The sequence below is a fragment of the Acetobacteraceae bacterium genome, assembly GCA_004843345.1.
GTDB lineage: Bacteria > Pseudomonadota > Alphaproteobacteria > Acetobacterales > Acetobacteraceae.
Window position 1 is genome coordinate 1,882,768 of the sequence record CP039460.1, and the last position, 20,686, is coordinate 1,903,453.

General features: G+C 42.0%; 17 protein-coding genes. 14 read left to right on the forward strand and 3 right to left on the reverse strand.

Translation table 11 applies throughout. From position 1 onward, the window contains the following. The first annotated feature begins 41 nt into the window (after window positions 1–41). Entirely contained in the window at window positions 42–1,433 is a 1,392-nt protein-coding gene (locus FAI40_09205) for an exodeoxyribonuclease VII large subunit (protein ID QCE35491.1), read from the forward strand. 12 nt (window positions 1,434–1,445) lie between these two features. Here FAI40_09205 and FAI40_09210 read toward each other — a convergent pair whose 3' ends face one another. Continuing rightward, window positions 1,446–3,866, reverse strand: coding sequence for a ribonuclease E/G (locus FAI40_09210; protein ID QCE35806.1), 2,421 nt, complete (start codon window positions 3,864–3,866; stop codon window positions 1,446–1,448). Window positions 3,867–4,447: 581 nt separating this feature from the next. On the opposite strand from FAI40_09210, the gene FAI40_09215 reads away from it, so the two are divergent. From FAI40_09215 to FAI40_09250, 8 genes are all read left to right on the forward strand, one after another. Beyond that, window positions 4,448–5,278 (forward strand): N-acetylmuramoyl-L-alanine amidase, encoded by an 831-nt coding sequence (locus FAI40_09215; GenBank protein ID QCE35492.1) that lies wholly within the window; start codon window positions 4,448–4,450, stop codon window positions 5,276–5,278. 228 nt (window positions 5,279–5,506) lie between these two features. Then, the gene (locus tag FAI40_09220; GenBank protein ID QCE35493.1) at window positions 5,507–6,547 is read left to right on the forward strand and encodes a rod shape-determining protein; all 1,041 of its coding nucleotides are present in this window, start codon (window positions 5,507–5,509) and stop codon (window positions 6,545–6,547) included. Window positions 6,548–6,580: 33 nt separating this feature from the next. Continuing rightward, window positions 6,581–7,453, forward strand: a complete 873-nt coding sequence (locus tag FAI40_09225; protein QCE35494.1) for a rod shape-determining protein MreC — start codon at window positions 6,581–6,583, stop codon at window positions 7,451–7,453. Further along, window positions 7,450–7,992, forward strand: coding sequence for a hypothetical protein (locus FAI40_09230; GenBank protein ID QCE35495.1), 543 nt, complete (start codon window positions 7,450–7,452; stop codon window positions 7,990–7,992). Before FAI40_09225 ends, FAI40_09230 begins: the two co-directional genes overlap by 4 nt. Window positions 7,993–8,056: 64 nt before the next feature. Further along, the gene (gene mrdA, locus FAI40_09235; protein ID QCE35496.1) at window positions 8,057–10,000 is read left to right on the forward strand and encodes a penicillin-binding protein 2; all 1,944 of its coding nucleotides are present in this window, start codon (window positions 8,057–8,059) and stop codon (window positions 9,998–10,000) included. 132 nt (window positions 10,001–10,132) lie between these two features. Beyond that, window positions 10,133–11,227 (forward strand): rod shape-determining protein RodA, encoded by a 1,095-nt coding sequence (rodA, locus tag FAI40_09240; GenBank protein QCE35807.1) that lies wholly within the window; start codon window positions 10,133–10,135, stop codon window positions 11,225–11,227. A 98-nt stretch (window positions 11,228–11,325) separates the two neighbouring features. Beyond that, window positions 11,326–12,603, forward strand: coding sequence for an alpha-keto acid decarboxylase family protein (locus FAI40_09245; protein QCE35497.1), 1,278 nt, complete (start codon window positions 11,326–11,328; stop codon window positions 12,601–12,603). Beyond that, window positions 12,468–13,013: a hypothetical protein gene (locus FAI40_09250; protein ID QCE35498.1), complete on the forward strand. Its 546-nt coding sequence runs from the start codon at window positions 12,468–12,470 to the stop codon at window positions 13,011–13,013. Before FAI40_09245 ends, FAI40_09250 begins: the two co-directional genes overlap by 136 nt. Before the next feature lie 74 nt (window positions 13,014–13,087). Here FAI40_09250 and FAI40_09255 read toward each other — a convergent pair whose 3' ends face one another. Further along, window positions 13,088–15,283 carry a glycine--tRNA ligase subunit beta gene (locus tag FAI40_09255; protein ID QCE35499.1) on the reverse strand — a complete coding sequence of 732 codons (2,196 nt, stop codon included), beginning with the start codon at window positions 15,281–15,283 and terminating at the stop codon, window positions 13,088–13,090. Then, complete coding sequence (locus tag FAI40_09260) at window positions 15,168–16,058, reverse strand: glycine--tRNA ligase subunit alpha (GenBank protein QCE35500.1); 891 nt, start codon at window positions 16,056–16,058, stop codon at window positions 15,168–15,170. Before FAI40_09260 ends, FAI40_09255 begins: the two co-directional genes overlap by 116 nt. A 125-nt stretch (window positions 16,059–16,183) precedes the next feature. Here FAI40_09260 and FAI40_09265 point away from each other — a divergent pair, with 125 nt between their 5' ends. From FAI40_09265 to FAI40_09285, 5 genes are all read left to right on the forward strand, one after another. Beyond that, entirely contained in the window at window positions 16,184–16,960 is a 777-nt protein-coding gene (locus FAI40_09265) for a DUF2076 domain-containing protein (protein QCE35501.1), read from the forward strand. Between the two features lie 119 nt (window positions 16,961–17,079). After that, window positions 17,080–18,888: an aspartate--tRNA ligase gene (aspS, locus tag FAI40_09270; GenBank protein QCE35502.1), complete on the forward strand. Its 1,809-nt coding sequence runs from the start codon at window positions 17,080–17,082 to the stop codon at window positions 18,886–18,888. A 62-nt stretch (window positions 18,889–18,950) separates the two neighbouring features. Beyond that, window positions 18,951–19,160 carry a hypothetical protein gene (locus FAI40_09275; GenBank protein ID QCE35503.1) on the forward strand — a complete coding sequence of 70 codons (210 nt, stop codon included), beginning with the start codon at window positions 18,951–18,953 and terminating at the stop codon, window positions 19,158–19,160. Between the two features lie 219 nt (window positions 19,161–19,379). Beyond that, window positions 19,380–20,024: a hypothetical protein gene (locus FAI40_09280; GenBank protein QCE35504.1), complete on the forward strand. Its 645-nt coding sequence runs from the start codon at window positions 19,380–19,382 to the stop codon at window positions 20,022–20,024. Between the two features lie 44 nt (window positions 20,025–20,068). Continuing rightward, complete coding sequence (locus FAI40_09285) at window positions 20,069–20,611, forward strand: hypothetical protein (protein QCE35505.1); 543 nt, start codon at window positions 20,069–20,071, stop codon at window positions 20,609–20,611. Window positions 20,612–20,686 lie beyond the last annotated feature (75 nt).

Below are 20,686 nucleotides of genomic sequence, written 5' to 3' on the forward strand. Positions count from 1 at the left end.
TAGTTAAAGCAAAGCTCACACGAAAGAAAAAGTCTCATTAAATGAATGATTTACGGGAATATTCGGTTTCATCTCTTTCAAAAGAGATTAAGGATACGCTAGAGGGAAAATTTTCACGTATTCGTGTTCGAGGTGAAATCACTGAATTAAAGCGTTATCCTTCGGGACATATTTACTTTTCCTTAAAAGACGAAGGTGGAAAAATTTCAGGAATTGTTTGGCGAAGTCAGGTTACCCGTTTGGGACTTGCTCCAGAAAATGGTCTTGAAGTGGTTGGCACAGGAAGAGTCTCTGCTTATGGCGAACGCTCTTCTTATCAATTTATTATTGAAAAATTTGAATATGCAGGTGAGGGAGCCATGCTCGCCCGCATTGAAAAACTAAGGCAACTTTTTATTCAAGAGGGCTTGTTTTCCTTAGAGCATAAAAAAACTTTGCCGTATTTGCCTTTAAAAATTGGGGTTATTACTTCCAGTGCTGGCGCGGTTTTACAAGATATAAGAACAACGTTAGAGAGACGTTTTCCACGGGAAATTTTGTTGTGGCCTGTTTTAGTGCAAGGGCAGGAAGCAGCAGAACAAATCGCAGAAGCCATTGAGGGGATGAATCAATTGTCATCACCACCCGATGTGTTGATTGTTGGTCGTGGCGGTGGCTCTTTGGAAGATCTTATGGCTTTTAATGAAGAAGTCGTTGTTAGAGCCGTTTTTAATTCCAATATTCCTGTGATTTCTGCCGTAGGACATGAGACAGATACAACATTAATTGATTTTGTCTCTGATCAGCGGGCTCCTACACCGACAGCCGCAGCAGAAATGGCAGTTCCATTGCGAAGTGAGGTTTTGTCTGATTTGATGCACCAAGATGTTCGTTTAAGGCAAGGGTTAGGGCGATATTTACAAAATCTACATCTCTCTTTGGAAAATAAAGCAGGACGCTTGCCAAATATGCTTCATTTTTTTGATGGGGTACGGATGCGTCTTGAGGATCGCTCTCAGCGCTTAAGAGATATTCTTCCTGAATATTTGAGGGGGTTGAGACAAAGCGTTAGAGATGAGGGGCGGAACCTTCGTCCTATGACGCAATATATTTTAAAAATGGCAGAGAGTGATTTAAGACAAATTCTATCACAAATTCTGGCTGCTAAAAGACTTATATTCGAGAAAAAAAATATTTTAGAAAGCAAACAAAGACAATTAGAAGCGCTATCGCCTAAGGCTATTTTAGAGCGTGGCTATGTCTTAGTTGAAGATAAAGACGGACAGATAAAATCACGTTCTTCAGAAATTAAAAAAGGTGCAATGATCAGTCTTGTCTTTTTTGATGGGCAAAGAGATGCTCAGCTTGATACGGAGAAAAAAAATCTTCCTAAAAAGACAAAAGCTAAGAAAAAAGGGCTGCCATCAGGAGATGGCAACCCTCGTTTATTTTAGAAGTTTAAGACTTCATTTTCGAGCCCAAGGATTAACCCATTCCTTTTTTTCAGACATTGAATCGATGTCCACGGCTTTTGGTGCATTTAAATTTTCTGGAGGTCTTTCTTTTGGGATCTCCTTTTTAATCTCTTCTTGAACCGTTACCTTTGGATTAGATTTAGTTTCTTGTACGGCTGCTTCATTCTCTTTAGATAGGTTTTTAGAAGTTTCTTCTTTTACAGGAGATTTTTCTTCTTTCTGTTCAGACGAAGATGACTTTTTAGAAGCCGTCGTTCGACGAGATGTTCGACGGCGACGTGGCTTAGAATCTTTTTTCTCAGTCTTATTGTCTTGAGAGATGGATGGATTATCCTCTTGTGAAAGAGCTTCCTTCTCAGCAAGATTGTCAACGGCTTCTTCCTGCACAGACTCATTTTTAGAAGAGTCATCATCAGTATCCTCTGAGGATTTAGAGGAGGGCTTTTGACGTCTTTTCTTTTGAGAAGAAACGGATTTCGAACGCGTCTTTCGTTGCGGCCTGGAGGATGTTTCCTCTCCACTATCAGAGGTTTTTTCTAACTCTGCACTTTCTGTTGACGGCTCATTTTCTTTTGCTTCCTTCGTGCGGAATGCCTCCTGATTTTGGCCTTCTTGCTGACGTTCTTGACGCTCATTGCGATCGTGACGTGACCTAGAACGCTGGTTACGTCCGTTTCTGCGTTGAGAGTGATCTTCCTCAGCTTTTTGAGGCACGGCTTCAGAGGCTTCCTGTCCCTGAATTTGAAGCGCATTTTCCGTAAAGCTTGAATCGGCAGTACAGATAATTTTGATATTGTGCCGTCGCTCAATTTGTCTCAGACTATCACGTTTATGATTTAAGAGATAAAGCGCAACATCAGTTGGCAAGGTGATTTGTAAATCGCTTCCAGTTTGGGTGGTTGCTTCACGGTCTAAAATACGCAAAGCACGAAGCGTTAGACTTTCAATACTCCGTAAACGTCCTGTGCCTTCACAATGTGGGCAAGGGGTTGAAAGAGTTTCGGAGAGAGAAGGACGAAGGCGCTGGCGGGACATCTCTAGCAATCCGAAATTGGAGATGTTTCCAATTTGGAGGCGCGCTCGATCCGCTTTTAAAGAATCTTTTAGTCTCCGTTCAACCTGCGCATTGTGACGATTTTTCGTCATATCGATAAAATCGATGACAACAAGCCCAGCTAGGTCACGGAGGCGTAATTGGCGTGCAATCTCCTCTGCCGCTTCAAGGTTTGTTCGAACTGCGGTTTCTTCAATATTTCTCTGACTGGTTGATTTTCCGGAGTTAACGTCAATGGCAACCAATGCTTCTGTTTGGTTGATGACAATATATCCACCAGATTCCAGCTGCACGACAGGAGAGACCATACTATGAATGTGGTCATCTACATGAAAATGCGCAAAGAGGCTTTCTTTTCGGCCATTCCAGATGCGTAATTCAGGCGCATTTTTAGAGAGAAGGCTTGAAGCATAATTGCGTGCAGTTCTAAAAGCATCTCTTCCATCGACAAGAATTTCCTCGATGTCAGGCGTTAAAAGATCACGCAAAGCACGTTTTATGAGGTTACCTTCTTCGTGAATTTGTACAGGCGCTTCGCTTTCAAGCGCTAAAAGACGGAGTTTCTCCCAAAGTTGGCGTAAATAATCACAGTCTTTTCTGATTTCAGCATCAGGCTGACCACTTCCGGCGGTACGAATAATCATCCCCATGCAAGAGGGAAGTTCAAATTGCTGAATGAGATTTCTTAAACGTCTTCTATCCTCTCTTGAAGAAATCTTTCTCGAAATACCGCCACCATGCAGTGTGTTGGGCATAAGAACAGAATATCTGCCAGGAAGAGAAAGAAACGTGCTGAGCGCTGCCCCTTTATTCCCTCTTTCTTCCTTTGTGACTTGAACAAGTACAACTTGGCGAGGACGTAAGACTTCTTGAATACGATAGTTCCGCAGAAATTTTGTTAGTTCTCCTCTTGGAGAGCCTGCTTCGTCTTTCGCTGAAGCTTCAGAATCTTCTTCCTCTTTTTCGGCATCTGGAATCAGTTCAATGATGGGTTCTGGTATAATTTCATCATCAAAAGTCTGAATTTCTTCAGAAGATTCTTCCTGAAGTTCTTCCTCTTCTTGTGCAAGAAGATAAGCGTTTTCTTTTTCCTGCAGCTCTTGTAATTTTTTACGATCGGCTACTGGAATTCTAAAATAATCTGGATGAATTTCGTTAAGGGGAAGAAAGCCGTGCCTATTTCCGCCATAATCTACGAAAGCGGCTTGAAGACTTGGTTCAATACGAATGATACGGGCGACATAAATATTGCCTTTAAGAGGTTTTTTAGAGGCAATTTCGACATCATATTCTTCTAGGCGATCACCATTAATAACAGCAACCCTTGTCTCTTCTGAGTGGGTTGCATCAATGAGCATGCTCTTTGACATGTAAATATATACTCCTGACGGATTATTTTCTTGTGTTTAATCACGAGAAATATCCGTTGAGAAATGTGGAAAATAAGTGGGGGTTGGCGTGCGCTGAAAAACAAGCGAGGGTGCAGAACTTATCCCATTTTGACGAGAAAAGAGGGGCAAATAAAAATTGTGTCGTTCGTTACACTCAGTTCGCAATAAAAAATTCAGTCGCAAGTTACCACAAAATTAAAATCTGGGTCCTCAATAGATAATAAATGAGGACAGTACACCTGATTTTTAAATCAGACGAAGGAAAGTTAGAGACAATACATAACTCTATATCAGTGCTCTGACGTAATATATGTTCTACCTATTGCCACGAATTTTTACTGTTGAACGCCATGTGAAGCTCTTTTTCATAGAGAAAAGATAAATCTTTACAGCACAGCATTCACTTAAACAGTTTTCTACCTTTTTAATGGCCTAATAAATGCTTTCGGGCAAGTATGAAGATGAAATTTAATTGATTTAATTGTAATATTTTTTCAAGGCCAGTTAGATTGGCTCTGGATTATTTGGAAAATGAAGAGAGGGGATGGATGGAAAGTCGCAGTATTTCTCGTCGGAATATTATACGGTCGGGTGGTTTGGTTTGTGGTGCGGGTGTCGTCTCCTCACTTTTTTTACCTTCACAGGTTTTTGCTGCACCTTATGTTATGAAAAAGCCTCAAAAAGAGCTTCCTTTGGTTGTTATAGATCCTGGGCATGGGGGAAAGGATCCGGGTGCTATTGGAATAACAGGGATTTATGAGAAGCATGTGGTTGAAGCAGTTGCTCAAGATTTGCGTTTGGCCTTGATCAAAAGTGGTAAATGCCGTGCAGATTTAACCCGTCGAACGGATAGTTTTATATCGCTCAATGATCGTGTGGGAATTGCACAAGAGAAAAAAGCTTCTTTGCTTATTTCACTCCATGCTGATTCTTTTAAATCTCCAAAAATTCGCGGTGCAAGTGTTTATACCAAAGGCAAAACCAGTGATCCTTTGACGTTATCTATTGTGCGGAATGAAAATGCAGCTGATCGTTTTGGTAAGTCGCATATGAAAGGCGTCGATTCTGATGTGATGAATATTTTGACGAGCATGGTCGGAGATCGTGCTCGGAAATCATCGGCACATATTGCTTCGGCAGTTGTAAAGTCTTTTCAGGGAAAAACGCCTTTGCTAGAAAGTCCTATGCGGCATGCAGGATTTTTTGTCCTTAAATCAAGAGAAATTCCTTCAGTTCTTGTTGAGATGGGATTTTTGTCGAATCATCAGGATGAGCTTGCTTTGAAAAATCGTTTGCATCGGGGCATTTTGGTTAGCCAGCTTGCAAAGGCAGTTAATAATTATGTAGTTTGGCAGAAAGTAGAAGGATATTCTGTTTAGATATTTTTGTAACGGATATTGCTAAATCATAGTGTCTATCTATTACGATTAAGGCCTCTTTGGGTTTAAGGGGCATGTGTGAGTACCTAGTGAGGGGTTGCTTTTGAACTCTTAACTTTGTGTTTTTTGAAAAATTTGTACTTTATAATCGCTTTTAATTTAAAGTGAGTTTGTGTCTTTTAATCCGACAAGATTCGGCTGTTGTATGGATGGGGAAAATCGTCAGGCATGTTATCGCGTTTATTAGGTCTTTTTTCGGCTGATATGGCAATTGATCTTGGAACAGCAAATACCTTGATTTATTTGAAAGGCCGTGGGGTCGTTCTAAATGAGCCTTCTGTTGTTGCTGTGAGTGAGCAGAGAGGTCGTGCTCAGGTTCTTGCCGTCGGTTCTGAGGCTAAAAAAATGGTGGGAAAAACACCTGATTCCATCAAGGCTATTCGACCATTAAGAGACGGTGTCATCGCTGATTTCGACATTGCAGAGGAAATGATTAAGTATTTTATCCGTAAAGTGCATAATCGCGGTGCCTTTTTTAGTCCTAGAATTGTTATTTGTGTGCCTGCCGGTTCAACGGCTGTTGAGCGGCGTGTTATTCAAGAAAGCGCCGAAAGCGCAGGGGCTCGTAAAGTTTTTTTAATTGAAGAGCCAATGGCCGCTGCAATCGGTGCTGGGATTGGTATTTCAGAAGCTGCCGGTGGTATGATTGTTGATATCGGTGGCGGGACAACAGAGGTTGCTGTGATTTCTCTTGGAGGAATTGTGGAGGCACGTTCCGCTAGGGTGGGCGGAGATAAAATGGATGAGGCGATTGTCTCTTATATCCGTAAGTATTTTCACTTGCTGATTGGAGACAGTTCTGCAGAGCGTGTTAAAATAGAGATCGGTTCAGCCATAGCGCCAGAGGACGGGACAGGGCCTATGCTTTCTTTAAAAGGGCGAGACCTTTTGAACGGTGTGCCGAGAGAGATCGTCGTGAGTCAGGCTCAGATTGCAGAGGCTTTGCAGGATCCTATTCAACGTATTGTTGAAGTTGTTCTTCTTGTTTTGGAAAATACGCCGCCAGAGCTTTCGGCAGACATTATTGAGCGAGGCATTGTTCTTTCTGGTGGAGGAGCACTTCTTCATCGTTTAGATGAGGTTTTGCGAGAAGCTACAGGGTTGCCCGTTATTGTTGCTGAAAATCCACTTTCTTGCGTTGCTTTTGGTACTGGGCGTGCTTTAGAAGAAATGCATAATTTACAGCATATATTAAGTACAGTGTATTGATTTTTGAAACTGTTATAGGCTTGGAAGTTTAAGATGCTATCGGTTAAGAGGCGAGAGTTTCTGGCGAGTGTCATACGAACAGGGGCTGTCTTAGGCGCAATTTTCTTAGTTTTTTTGGCAAGCGCTTTTCCAGAGCCTTTTGAAAATATGCGAATTTTAGAAAAATCTCGCTTGGCCTTTTTCTACGAGCGAGCTCTCTTCCCTCAATATTTTTTTGATAATTTGCAGCGTCGATTTTCTTTTTCTCTCTTTTTAGTCAATGAAAATGAACGGTTGCGCTTAGAAAACCAGAATTTAAAGGCGGAACAGGAAAACTCATTTCAACTAAAAAGTGAAAATGAGCATTTAAAAAAGTTACTTCATTGGAGTGAGATTCCTGGCTTTGGATATGTGACGGGGCATGTTTTTGGAGAAGAGCGTGGGCCTTATCGTCATGCTGTATTGATGGGATGGGATGGAGTTTCCAAAGCGCCTACAGTTGGAAGCGTTGCAATGGACTCTCGCGCACTTGTTGGGCGTGTTACGGAAGTTTCGAAAGATGCTTTGCGTATCTTACTGATAGACGATGAAGCCAGCCATGTGCCTGTTGTTGGAAAAGAGAGTGGTTCTCACGCTATTTTGAGTGGGAAGGGAGAGGAAAAAGGACTGGAGCTGGCTTATTATGTTCAAGGAGCAGCTCCTGTTGAAGGGGAAATTGTAGAAACACTTTTAAAAGATGGGACAATTTCGGGTATTCCGATTGGGCGTGTGCATTACCAAGGGGAAGGGCATCCGATTGTTTTGCCATTTGCAGATTTGAGTCATTTGTCTCTTGTAAAAGTTGTGGATTATGCGCCACTTTTGAAGGCAGCACCGAGTGTGGATGTTAAAAGTCATGCCACACGCAAGCAAGAAGTAATGCCATGATCTTCCAGAATGAAAAAGAGTTAGAGAGCGCTGGTGCTGTTAAGCTCATCGCCCGTTTTATCTTTCCTATTTTGTTTCTGACGGTGCTTGCCCTTTTGCTTTCTGTTCCTTTTCGTATTTTAGGGCGTCCTGAGCTTCAGATTGCAATTTTATTGGAAACAGTTTGGTTTTATACGCTCTATGCTCCTGCTTGGATGGGCGCTGGGAATATTTTTATCGCAGGGCTGTGTTGTGAATTTTTTGTTTCGACACCGCCGGGATTTATTGTTTTTTGGATGGTTGTGGAGGGAGAACTCATTCGGATTTTAAGGCGTCGTTTGTACGAAAGCGGTGTGTTATTTTCCTGGTTTTTATTTAGTATTTTATTTGCTGTTGCAGCGCTTTCTCTTTGGGGGTTATGCACACTTCAAGATTTTTCATATTTATCTCTTTATCCTGTTTTATTTTTATGGCTTTTAAGTATCGGAATTTATCCGCTGATTTATTTATTTTGGCAGGGGATTTTGTTTTCTTTTGGGAGACAAAAAAAGTATTCATAGAATGACAATCAGGAGAGCTGTTTAGCTTTTTGTTTTTGCTCTGTTTTTCGGGTATTTCCACCTTATGTCACGCCGCCGCCGTTCCCGTTTTAAAATTTCACACCGCTCCTTCAGTTTGGGCTTTGTAAAGAGATATTTAAAATCGAAAGAGGTGACAACGGAATATCAGCGAGAGGCTGTTGCAGGTAAGATTTTCGGCAGAAGGGCAACATTGTTATTGTTTGCCCAGATGGGGGTTTTTGCAACATTATCCACTAAGCTTTATAAAATTCAGGTCACAGACAGTGAAGAATTTTCGGAGCAAGCCCTACGCAACCGTCTTTTGAGACGTTATATCGTTCCACCAAGAGGGTTGGTTTACGATGCTTCTGGAAAGCATTTGCTAGCAACAAATAAACTCGTTGTGCGTGCCGTTATGTCTTCTGATGGAAGAATAGACGTAGATGATTCTATAGCGAGATTTGAGAATCTCATCGCAATGGATAAAAAAGATTATCGCAGGGTTGTACAGGAACGCAGGCGTGGCGGTAAAAATATTCCTTTCACCTTGAAAGATTCTTTAACGGAAGAGGAAATCATTCGAATCAATCAGGAGCTTCCTCCGATTGCGGGTCTTTCTTTGGATGAGGGATTTGACCGAATTTATCCTTTTGGAGAGTTAACAGCGCATATCACGGGATATGTTGCGGTTCCGAATGAAAATGATGTTCGCCGTAATAATGTTTATGCCTTGCCAGGAATAAAAATAGGCAGAGGCGGTTTAGAAGAGAAAGAAGAGGATTTATTACGAGGTACACCTGGAAATCTCGAAAATGAGGTGGATGCTCGGCGTGATTTTATTCGAGAAATCAGCAGTACAAGCCCCCTGCCTGGCAATAATCTGCGTTTAACATTGAATCTTCGTTATCAGGAAGTTCTCAAAAGGAATATCGAAGATAAGGTTGCCAGTGCTGTTTTGCTAAATTGCCAAACAGGCGCTGTTTGCGCCATGGTGAGCAGCCCTTCTTTTGACCCCAGTGCTTTTGAAGATGGTATTTCTTTTAAACAATGGAATGCTTGGCTGGAAGATCCCGCAACGCCTTTAAATAATAAAGCTATTTCTGGATTTTATCCTCCTGGCTCTACTTTTAAGCCGGCAGTTGCATTGGCCGCTTTGCAATCTAAAGCCATTTCACCAAAAGAACGGATTGAGTGTCCTGGATATTTAGATATTGGTGGTGGTCGTTTCCATTGCTGGCTGAAATCTGGACATGGTGCTTTAAATGTGAGGCAGGCCTTAAAACATTCCTGCGACGTCTTTTTTTATCAGGCTGCCCGTCGATGTGGGATGGAAGAAATTCATAAAGCCTCAGAAGCTTTGGGACTGTGCCGGCCTCCGACGATTGAATTGGCACATGCAGGAACTGGAATTGTACCTAATGCAGAGTGGGCTCTAAAGCATAATCATCGTTGGCGTGTTGGTGATACAATTAACGCTGGGATTGGGCAGGGCTATGTCCAGACGACTCCTTTAGGGCTGGCAGGATATGCAGCCTCTTTAGCAACAGGTGTTAAAATTTCGCCTTACTTGGTTCAAGATCAACTCAGATGTACGGGGAGTGCCTGTTTTGAAAGTTTGCCTTTTGATCCCGCCTATTTAGAGATTGTTAGGCAGGGAATGTGGGATGTTGTCAACGCTTATAATGGCACGGCACCACGGGCAAAATTACATTTTCAGCACATTCAAATGGCAGGAAAGACAGGAACTTCTCAGGTTAGGAGAGTTTCTAGGGCAATGCGCGAATCTGGAAAATTTAATTCAATGGATTTGCCTTGGAAGTACCGGCCGCATGCCCTTTTTATTGCTTACGCTCCTTTCGACCGTCCACGATATGCACTTTCCTTAGTGATTGAACATGGCAATGCGAGTGCGTCTCAAGCGGCGCCTCTCGCAGGAAAAATAATGGAAGAAATTTTGGAAATGGATCCTGCCGTCAACGATACTGTGCTTACAAATAATGTGGCTTAGCACTCAGGTTATGTTTATTGTGGCATAAGATCTTAAGTATTTTAGATTCATTAGAATTAGGAGGTTATCTCAGTGAAATTTTCACGTGTGCCGAAGCAGCATTCAAAAAGATTATGGCGCACTGGTTCTGAGATTAATTTTTTTCAGCATCTGCTTGGTGTGAATTGGGTGTATATAACGCTTGTAGTACTTCTCGCTTTAGCTGGCTATGTTGCGCTTTTTTCTGTCGCAGGCGGTGCAGCGTATCCTTTTGCTGAACCACAGGCGTTGCGTTTTGGGTTTGGTTTGTTTCTGATGACTGCCATAGCCCTTTCTCCGATACGTCTTGTTTATCATATGGCAGGCATAGTTTATGCCTCCTCCATCCTTCTTTTGGGAATGGTCTTAGCGATGGGGCATATTGGGAAAGGCGCTGAAAGATGGATTAATCTATTAGGGTTTCAATTTCAGCCTTCCGAAATCGCTAAAATTGCTTTGGTCTTGGGCTTGGCGGCCTTTTTTGCACATCCTTCTGTAAAAAATTTGAAAACTCCTTTGAAATGGGTTGTTCCCGTATTGATGGTTTTATTGCCTGTTATTTTGGTTTTAAAAGAACCAAATCTAGGAACCGCTGTTATCATTGGGGTTATTGGAGGTTCTCTCTTTTTTTGTTCTGGTTTTCCACTTTGGATAATCGGTGTTGCAGCGGCTTTTTTTCCTCTTTTAGGAAAGATTCTTTACAATCATTTATATGATTATCAAAAAGCTCGAATTGATACTTTTTTGCATCCTGAGCATGATAGGCTCGGTGCTGGCTATAATATTTTACAGTCAAGGATCGCTCTAGGATCTGGGGGGATATGGGGGAAAGGCTATTTGCACGGAACACAAGGGCAATTGAATTTTTTGCCAGAGAAGCAAACAGATTTTATTTTTACGATTATTGGCGAAGAGTGGGGGTTTGTTGGTGCCATAAGCATTATTGTTTTGCTTGCTATGTTGACAATCATGGGAATGGTCATGGGAATTTTATGTAAAAATACTTTTTCCCGTTTGCTCTGTTTAGGGATTTCGATGGATTTCTTTCTGTATTGTGCGGTTAATCTGTCAATGGTGATGGGCGCTATCCCTGTTGGGGGGGTGCCTTTACCACTCATTTCTTATGGAGGCTCAGCGACACTTACGATGATGGTGGGATTTGGTATTTTACTCTGTGCCTGGCGTAACCGTTTTCAAGAAGAAATTTAGTGATCATTGTCTATGTTCGTTATCTGTTATGTTATGTTTAATTTTTAAAAATATACGGTTTTTAGGATAAGATTTTCTAAAATAAGAAGGGGTAAAAAATGATCTCTATTGGTAAGTATCTTATTAACCGTCTTTATGAGGCAGGTTTACGAAGAATTTACGGTGTTCCTGGTGATTTTAATTTAAATTTTTTGGAACTTTTGATTGAAGACGGTCGTATTGAATGGGTTGGGTGTTGTAATGAGCTAAATGCGGCTTATGCTGCGGATGGGGATGCTCGGATAAGCGGTTTTGCCGCTGTTTTGACAACTTATGGGGTTGGCGACCTTTCTGCGCTTCAACCACTTGCAGGGTCATTTTGTGAAAATGTACCTATTCTTTCTATTTCAGGTTTACCCTCTTTAAATGCGGTTAAAAACCGTTTTCCATTGCATCACACACTTTTAAATGGTGATTATGACAATGTGATGGCTGCGCATCGCCCGTTTACGGCTTATCAGGCACGGTTAACACCGGAGGGTAAAGCAGGCCAAGAAATCGATCGCCTTATTGAAGGAATCTTGAGAGAAAAGAAGCCTGGCTATTTACAGCTTCCAAGCGATGTTACACAGGTTTTAATCCCAGAATCACAGCAACCTTTGGATCTCATTTTTCCACCGAGTGATCCTGAAACGTTGCGTGTCATTACAGCGTTTCTCGTTGAAAAACTCAATGCTTCTGAGAGGCCCTTCATCGCAATGGGTTCCTTGATTGGGCGTTATGGTTTGCAAGGAGAAGTTTTGTCTTTATGTCAAAAACTCAATATTCCTTATTGCTTAACGGCGGATTCAAAAACGCTTTTACCGAGGAAAAATCCACTTTTTGCTGGACAATATGCAGGGAAAGGATCCATTCCTTTAACGCTTTATCATGAGATCGCACATTCAGATTGCATCATTGCAATTGGCATTGCTTTGTCTGATCTTACCAGTGGCTTGTTTAGCAATGATGTGTCAGCCGATATTCGTATTGAATTAACACCTTATGGCGCAACAACAGGCTTCGCTGTTGCTGGGCGAGGTCTAGGAAAGAGCTTGACGGGTGCACGTTTAAAAGATGTGTTAGATGGCGTTAAGGCAAAGGCTAAGCCACATTCTGGACGTGCGTTGCCCCAAGTTGAAGAAGAAGGGCAACGAGTAGATCAAAAATGGGGATTTGAAGCTTTTTTATACAAGATGCAGTCTTTTGTTTCTGAAAAGATTTGCTTTTTGTTGAGACGGGAACGTCTTCCATTTCCTTCAACCGTTTTGACTTACCAGATGGTATTAAATATGAGACGCAGAATAATTGGGGCGCTATCGGATGGGCAACGCCTGCCGTTTTCGGAGGGGCATTAGCTCAAAAAGCTTTGGGAGAAGAGCGTCGGGTTATTCTTCTAACGGGAGAAGGCGCTTTGCAATTAACGGCGCAGGAAATCTCAACGATGGCACGTCAGGATCTGCCGATTATTTTTGTTGTGAATAATAAGGGCTATACAGTCGAGCGTGCCATTCATGGAAAAAATTCGGAATATAATGACATTGCAGAGTGGGATTATTCCAAACTGCTTTCTGTTTTCGCTCCAAAGAAAGATGTGAATAATTTCTCTGTTCATAATTTTTCTGAGTTGGAACAAGCTTTTGAAAGCGTTAAATCAGGCAAAAAATTAAGCTTGATTGAGCTTCATTTTGATCCTTTGGATGCACCAGAATTTTTATGGAAAACAGGAGAAGTTTTGGCAGAGTATGATTACGGCAGAACATTGTAATCTTTAGAAACTAAAAGAAAAAGCCTTCTACTGAAACGTAAAAGGCTTTTTTTCTTGTTTAGAAAAAGGAATAATTACCCTTTTTTCTCAATTTTTGAGAAATCGGCAACTCGATTACAAAGATTACAGAAATTTGAAATGAGCATTAAACGGTTATGACGAATATGCTCGTCAGGATCATTGACGAGAACATTTTCAAAAAAGGCATCAACAGCACGATATAATTGAGCAAAAATTTCAATCGCTTTCTGAAAATCACGCTCTTGGAGTTTTTCCAAAATTACGGGACGAGCTTCTTTTAGCTCTTTGAAAAAGGCAGTTTCTTCTTTCGATGTTAGAAGATTGCTTTCAATTCTTCCCTGTTGTTTCCATCCTTTTTTTATTTCTGCTTGTAAAATACTGCTTGCTCTGCGGTAAGCATTCAGGAGATCTGGCCAGCCAGAAATATTCTCTTCAGCGGCTTGAAGGAGAGAAGCTCTTTTAAAAATTTCAGAAATGATTTTTCCGTCTAATTTTTTGAAGATTTTTGCGTTTTCAGACGTTGTATTGTCTAAATTTAAAATGGCCTCGGCAATGCCAGCTTCTATATTTTCTTGACGTAACTGCACTCGTAAACGATCTATTAAGAAATCCTCTAAATTTTCAGGTAATGTACCATCAGAGGCAAGTGCTAAGAGTTCTCCGAGGTCTGCTTTAATGTGGTTATGTTGAAGGATTCTAAAAATTCCAAGTGCAACACGGCGTAATCCAAAGGGATCACCAGAGCCAGTTGGGGTTAAACCAATAGAGAAAAATTTAACCAGTGTATCAATACGGTCTGCAAGCGCAGCTGAAATTGATACAGGATTTTCAGGCACTTCACCAGAATTTCCTCTTGGCAGATATTGCTGCTTGATGGCCTCAACAATTTTAGGCGTTTCTTTATCATGCTCTGCGTAATAGCCGCCGATGATACCTTGCAGGGAAGGAAGTTCTCCAACCATTTCGGTCACAAGGTCTGCTTTTAGCAATAAACCAGCACGTCCTGCCATTTTTTGGAGGTTAGCATCATATCCTAGTGTTTTTGCAATTTTTTCAGAAAGTTTTTCAAGGCGCAGGGCACGATTTTTCTGAGAGCCTAATCCTTCTTGAAAAGTCATTTTTTCAAGATCATCCACACGGCTTTCAAGAGGTTTCTTTTGGTCTTGAGTCCAAAAATGCCGACCATCTTCTAGACGGGCTCTTAGAACTCTTTCATTTCCATGGGAAACAAGTTCATTATCATCGAAAGGATGGTTAGCAACGAAGGCAAAAAAAGGCGCTTCTTTTCCATTTTGAGAAAGAGGGAAATAGCGCTGATGCTCTTCCATAAGATCATCCCGAACTTCATGCGGGAGCGCCATATGGGAGGCTTCAATTTGACCAAGATAGGCGGTTGGGATTTCACAAAGCCCTGTGACTTCATTTAACAGCCGGTCGTTAAGGATAACGGTAAGATTCTTGGCCTGAGAAATTTCTTCTAAAGAGGTTTTAATTTTCTCCAGACGTTCCTTGTGAAAGGGGATAAGTCCTTTGGAACGCAACCTATTTTCCCATGTTTGGGCGGAAGTTACCTTGAATGCTTCTTGATAGCCAAAAGGTCCGTCTTCGCTGACATCTCCAGATTTTAGACTATGGGCGTGATCGCCATCACGTTCTAGGGAAAAGGAGATAAGCTGATTTTCTAAAAGGCAAACAATTTTATGAAGAGGACGCACCCATGCAAAACGTGATCCTGCTCCCCAACGCATCGCTTTAGGCCATGGAAAGTTCCAAAGTAGAGAAGGAATTTCTTCTTTTAGAATTTCTTGGGCGGATCGGGCGGGCAGATTTTCTTCAAAAAAGAACGCACCGTTTTCCTGCTTTAAGGCCTTGGGTGAAACGCCATATTTTCGAGCAAAGCCAGCAATGGCTTTTTCAGGCGCTGTTAGCTTTGGCCCTTTAATAAGGGTTGTTTTGGCAGAAATCTCTGAATTAATGTCCAAGATGCAACCAATGCGTCTCGGGTCAGAAATCAAAGTTTTGACTTTTGGATGTAGCGCAGAGAGACGTTTCTCTAATTCCTTAGCGAGTGTCTCGGCTCCAAATTGCTGAAAACGGGAAGGAATTTGTTCACTGATAAGTTCTAAAAAAAATTCAGCCATTTTTGGATGCCTCCATCTCGAGCCACGCTTCGCAGGCTGCTTTTGCCAAAGTTCTAATACGCCCGATATAGGCAGCTCTCTGTGTTGGAGAAATGACGCCACGAGCATCTAAAAGATTAAAAATGTGAGACGCTTTTAAGCAGTAATCATAGGCAGGTTGTGCCAATCCAAGTTGAGAAAGCCGTGTTGATTCTGCCTCGTTTTCCTCAAACCATTTTTGAAGAACAGCCGGATTTGAATGCTCAAAATTATATTTGGAATAGTCTTGTTCGGCACGCTTAAAAATGTCGCCGTATTTGACGCCTTTTCCGTTAAAATCAAGGTCGTAAACATTTTCAACACCTTGAACGTACATCGCAAGACGCTCTAAGCCATAAGTAAGTTCTGTTGATGGCTTCGTCACAGCAATGCCGCCAACCTGTTGGAAGTAGGTAAATTGCGTGACTTCCATGCCATCGCACCACACCTCCCAGCCAAGTCCCCAAGCACCGATGCTGGGATTTTCCCAATCATCTTCGACAAAGCGGATATCATGCTTGTCTGTATCAATTCCGATAGCACGATAGCTTTCGAGCAAGAGCGCTTGGCTATCTTCAGGGCTTGGCTTTAAGAGAACCTGAAATTGGTAATAATGCTGGAGACGGTTTGGATTTTCACCATAGCGACCATCGGCAGGACGTCGGCAGGATTGTACATAAGCTGCCTTCCAAGGGGTATCGCCGAGCGCTCTAAGCGCTGTATGCGGTGAAAGTGTGCCTGCGCCGACTTCCATGTCATAAGGCTGGAGAAGCACACATCCTTTTTCTGCCCAGAAAGTTTGAAGGCGTAAGGTTAGTTCTTGAAAACTAGGCGGACGAGACAGGTTTGATTTTGGAGCGGACATAGGAAAAAGAACGCTTTCAGCGATTTAAATTAGAGTAGAATAAGGAATGAAAAGTTTTTAACATTTCTTAACTTTCTTTTAAATGATATAATTCGAAGACGGCCATATCTAGAAGGTTAATCTAAATGAATAATGAAGAGCAAAACATTATCGGTCAGTTCCTCGCAAGAGTGGGCGGTGGACAAGGTGTTCAACAGGCACTTCCGCCGATTGATCCAGAGGCCGATCGTTATATTGGACAGCAATTTCAGCGCTATCCTGAGGCAAGATATCGTGTAACGCAGCTCGCTGTGGTGCAGGAGGCCGCTTTGAGAAATGCGCAGGCTCGTATTCAATCTTTAGAATCACAGTTGCAGCAGGCACAAGCCGCATTAAATCAAGCCCGTCAGCAACAGCAGGGCGGAGGCGGATTTTTCTCTAATTTATTTGGTGGCGGAAAAGGAAATCCAGCACAAGGCTATCCACCACCGCCAACAGCAAGGGGGATGCGCCAACCTCCTGGTTATGGGCAGCAGGGTTACGCCCAACAGCCACAATATGGACAGCCGCCAATGGGGGCTTTTCAATCTTCAGGCAAAGGTTTTTTAGGATCTGCTTTGCAGACGGCAACAGGTGTTGCGGGTGGTATGCTAGCAGCGCATGCCCTAGAGGGGCTTTTCTCTGGCCATCATGAAGCAGGCGCTTCGGGTGGTTTCGCAGATGGCGGTTCTGGTTTTGGCGCAGGCGCAGCTGGTGGCGGAGCAGATGCTGGCTATGATCCATCGTCCGATCCCTTTGCTGGAACAGGAACAGAAGACAATTCAGGCTTTGCAGATTCTGATTTTGGTGGAGATGATTCTGGCGGAGGCGGTGATTGGGGTGGTGGAGATGATTTCGGCGGATTTGACGATTCGATCTTTTAAGTCGTCTTTGAATATTTAGGGAACATGTTTAAAGCGAATGAGAATGGAGATTTTCATTCGCTTTTTAGAGTTTAGATTAGCACAGTAGAATTTTGATTTAGTAAAGAGATAATTTGAAAATGAATTCGTATCGGACACATCATTGTGAAGCCCTTAGAGCAGCAGATGCTGGAAAGGATGTACGCCTCTCAGGTTGGCTACAAAGCAAACGGGATCATGGAGGGGTGCTGTTTCTAGATTTGCGTGATGCGCATGGTGTGACACAAATTGTTGTCCCTGCGGGAAGCCCTTTGACGGAAGCACTTGAAAAGCTCCGTATTGAAAGTGTGATTACAATTGACGGAAAAGTGATTCTCCGTGGTGAAGGTCAGCAAAATACAAAAATTCCTACAGGCGAAATTGAAGTTACTGCGGAAAAACTGACTGTTATTTCTGCGGCGGATCTCCTACCATTTCAAGTTCACAGCAATGAAAAATATCCAGAGGATTTACGCTTAAAATACCGCTTTTTGGATTTGCGCCGTCCACAAATGCGCAACAATATTCTTTTAAGAAGTAAAGTGATTTCCAGTCTGCGCCGTCATATGGAGGCAGAAGGCTTTTTGGAATTGCAAACGCCTATTTTAACAGCTTCCTCTCCAGAAGGCGCAAGAGATTTCTTAGTGCCAGCCCGTTTGCATCCAGGAAAATTTTATGCGCTTCCACAAGCGCCTCAGCAGTTTAAGCAGCTTGCAATGGTGGGCGGATTTGAAAAATATTTCCAAATCGCCCCATGTTTTCGAGATGAGGCATCGCGTGCAGACCGTAGTCCAGGTGAGTTTTATCAGATGGATATGGAAATGGCTTTTGTCACACAAGAGGATGTTTTTGCGGTTCTTGAACGGGTTCTTTCTGGTGTTTTTAAAGAGTTCGTGCCTTCGGATTGGAAGGTGGACGAAGCACCTTTTGAGCGTATTCCTTATGCAGAATCAATGGCAAAATACGGATGCGATAAACCAGATTTACGAAACCCCTTAATTCTTTCAGATGTAACAGAAGCTTTTGAAAACTCTTCCTTTGGCCTGTTTGCTAAAATTGCCGCAGATGGCGGGCGTGTTGTTGCCATTCCAGCACCGGGTGCCGCGGAAAAAGGACGTGCTTTCTTTGATAAGCTCAATAAATGGGCACGGGAAGAAGGCATGGGAGGTTTGGGTTATGTGATTTTTGCCGAAGAGGGTGCAAAAGGGCCTATTGCTAAAAATCTTGAGCCAGAACGTCTGGAAAAAATTAAAGCGATTTCAGGTGTAAAAGAGGGCGACGCCGTCTTCTTCTTAGCATCCTCAGGAAAACCAGAAGAGCTTAATCGTTTTGCAACGGTTGCGAGAATGCAGGTTGGGGAAGCATTGGATTTGGTCGAAAAGAATGCTTACCGCTTTTGCTGGGTGGTTGATTTCCCAATGTATGAAAGAGATGAGGAAACAGGGCAAATTGATTTCTCCCATAATCCATTCTCAATGCCTCAAGGCGGAATGGATTCGCTTTTAAACAAAGATCCTTTGGAAATTAAAGCATGGCAATATGATATTGTTTGTAACGGTGTTGAACTTTCCTCAGGCGCTATCCGTAACCATCAGCCAGAAGTTATGATTAAAGCCTTTGAAATTGCAGGTTATCCAGCGGAAGAGGTCGAAAAACGCTTTGGTGGATTGTATAATGCGTTTAAATTTGGCGCTCCTCCACATGGTGGCGCAGCCCCTGGTGTTGACCGTATGGTAATGCTCCTAGCGGACGAGCCAAATATCCGTGAAGTCACACTCTTCCCTCTAAATCAGAAAGGGGAGGATTTGATGATGGAAGCTCCTGCGGAAATCACAGAAGAACGTTGGAAAGAACTTCATTTAAAATTGAACCTTCCGCCAAAACCTTCTGTTTCTGTTGAAAAGAAATAAAAATAAAGAAAAGCCTCTCTGAAACCAGAGAGGCTTTTTTGTTTAGATGGGGAAAATAGAAAATGACAAAATTAACAAAAGCAGAAAGAGATGCGCTTCCAGATAGTGCCTTTGCTTTGCCACAAAAAAGAATGTTTCCGATTTTTGATCGCTCTCATGCGAAAGCGGCCTTATTAGATGCTCCTAGAGCTTTAAAAGATGGTTCAATCACTGAAGAAGAAAAAGAATATATTGATCGGCTAGCAAGAGAAAAATTGGCTAAGAAAATCTAAAAACAAAAATATTTTAAGTCCTTTGACTCCGTAGTTTTCTAGGTAATTTTAAGGTCTGTTTTGCGATTTTCAGAAAAAGGACTAACCTCAATTCGAGGTGAGGATTTTCTTGCCTTTTTGATTTTTATTCATTTTGAATGGAGGACTAATGACGAGTAGTAAAAACGTCTACCTGATCCGTATGAGCTAGAAAAATACTGCGTTAAAGCAAAGCCTTTAGTGGATGAATTTCTAAAGCAGCGACGGAAACTTTTTTCTAAAAAAAGAGAGCTTTTAAGGGCTAAAGATTTAAATGATCTTTTTCAGAAGTTGGAAAAAGTTGATGTTCCCGTTTTTGTTAGGCATGGTTCAGCTTGGACGCAAATTCTTGGAACCAAGGAAGTCCCAACTGTGGCAACTTTAGCCCTTTTGTTAGATCCTATAGTGTCTGGCCCCGACTATCTAGCTCTATTTTTAGAGATGTTAAGAGATAAAGGAGCAATGCATCTCTCTCTTCTTTCATTGAATGAAGTTTCTCGTTTGAGAGTGAATAGAGAGGTGTCTTCTGAGCGAAAAAATCGCACTGATCTAGAAATTGTTGGTGATGGGTTGAAAATTGTCGTTGAGGCTAAAGTTAAAGCTAACGTTGCCAGTGCGGCTGAAGGTGAGGAAGAGGATCAATTAGGACGTTATTCTAAGGATTTAAAGGAAGATAGGAGAGAATCTCAGTTGGTTCTTTTGAGTCCTCGGAAATCAACATCAAAAGTTTCGCATATTTGGATTACTTGGTTAGACGTCGCAGATGTTCTCAGAAAAGTTGGAGATCGTCATTTTTCCTCTGTTTCTGTTTATGATTTTACCGATCATATTGTTAAGTTTCGGTAAGTTTTTATTTTTAAATTTGGGGAGTAGTTTACAATGTCAGAACAATGTCAGAACAATGTCAGAACAATGTCAGTCTTAATGAAATTATGATGAAAAATTTATCTACATTGGATGGTTCTGCCATTCAAGTAGAAAAAATTTGGGAGAAACTTTGGCGAGCTTTATGTTCAGAGGGGCGGAGTTGGTTGCGCTCAAAAAATGATTGGGACGCAGGTAAGTTTGAATATGAGGCTTACGATGATGATTATTGGTCGGAGGAGCGTTTTTGTCCCAGAGTTTGGTTGGATCATGATGGGGAACCTATCGCTGAATTCTATTTTGATGATTTGGAACAAAGATCAGCTGACTGGAAAGAGGGTGGAGTTTATTTCCCTTTGACACGTTATACAGGCAATGAAGGTGAGTTTGGAATTAGTTTTGATTTTGTCCCAGAAGATGATTCAACAAATTGGAAAGTAAAATTAGAAGAATGGATGGAAACAGAAGAATTTAATCAGGTAGAAGAGCTTGGTTTTCGTTTCTTCCCTGAACACAAAATTTTCTTTTTTCCGTTATTTTTGATAGAGAAGAAATTGCAAAAGATTTAGAAAATCGTCAGTGGGTTAATTCTTTGCGTCCATTGCGAGAGGCATTTGATGCTGTAGAAAAAGCCGTACCTTATT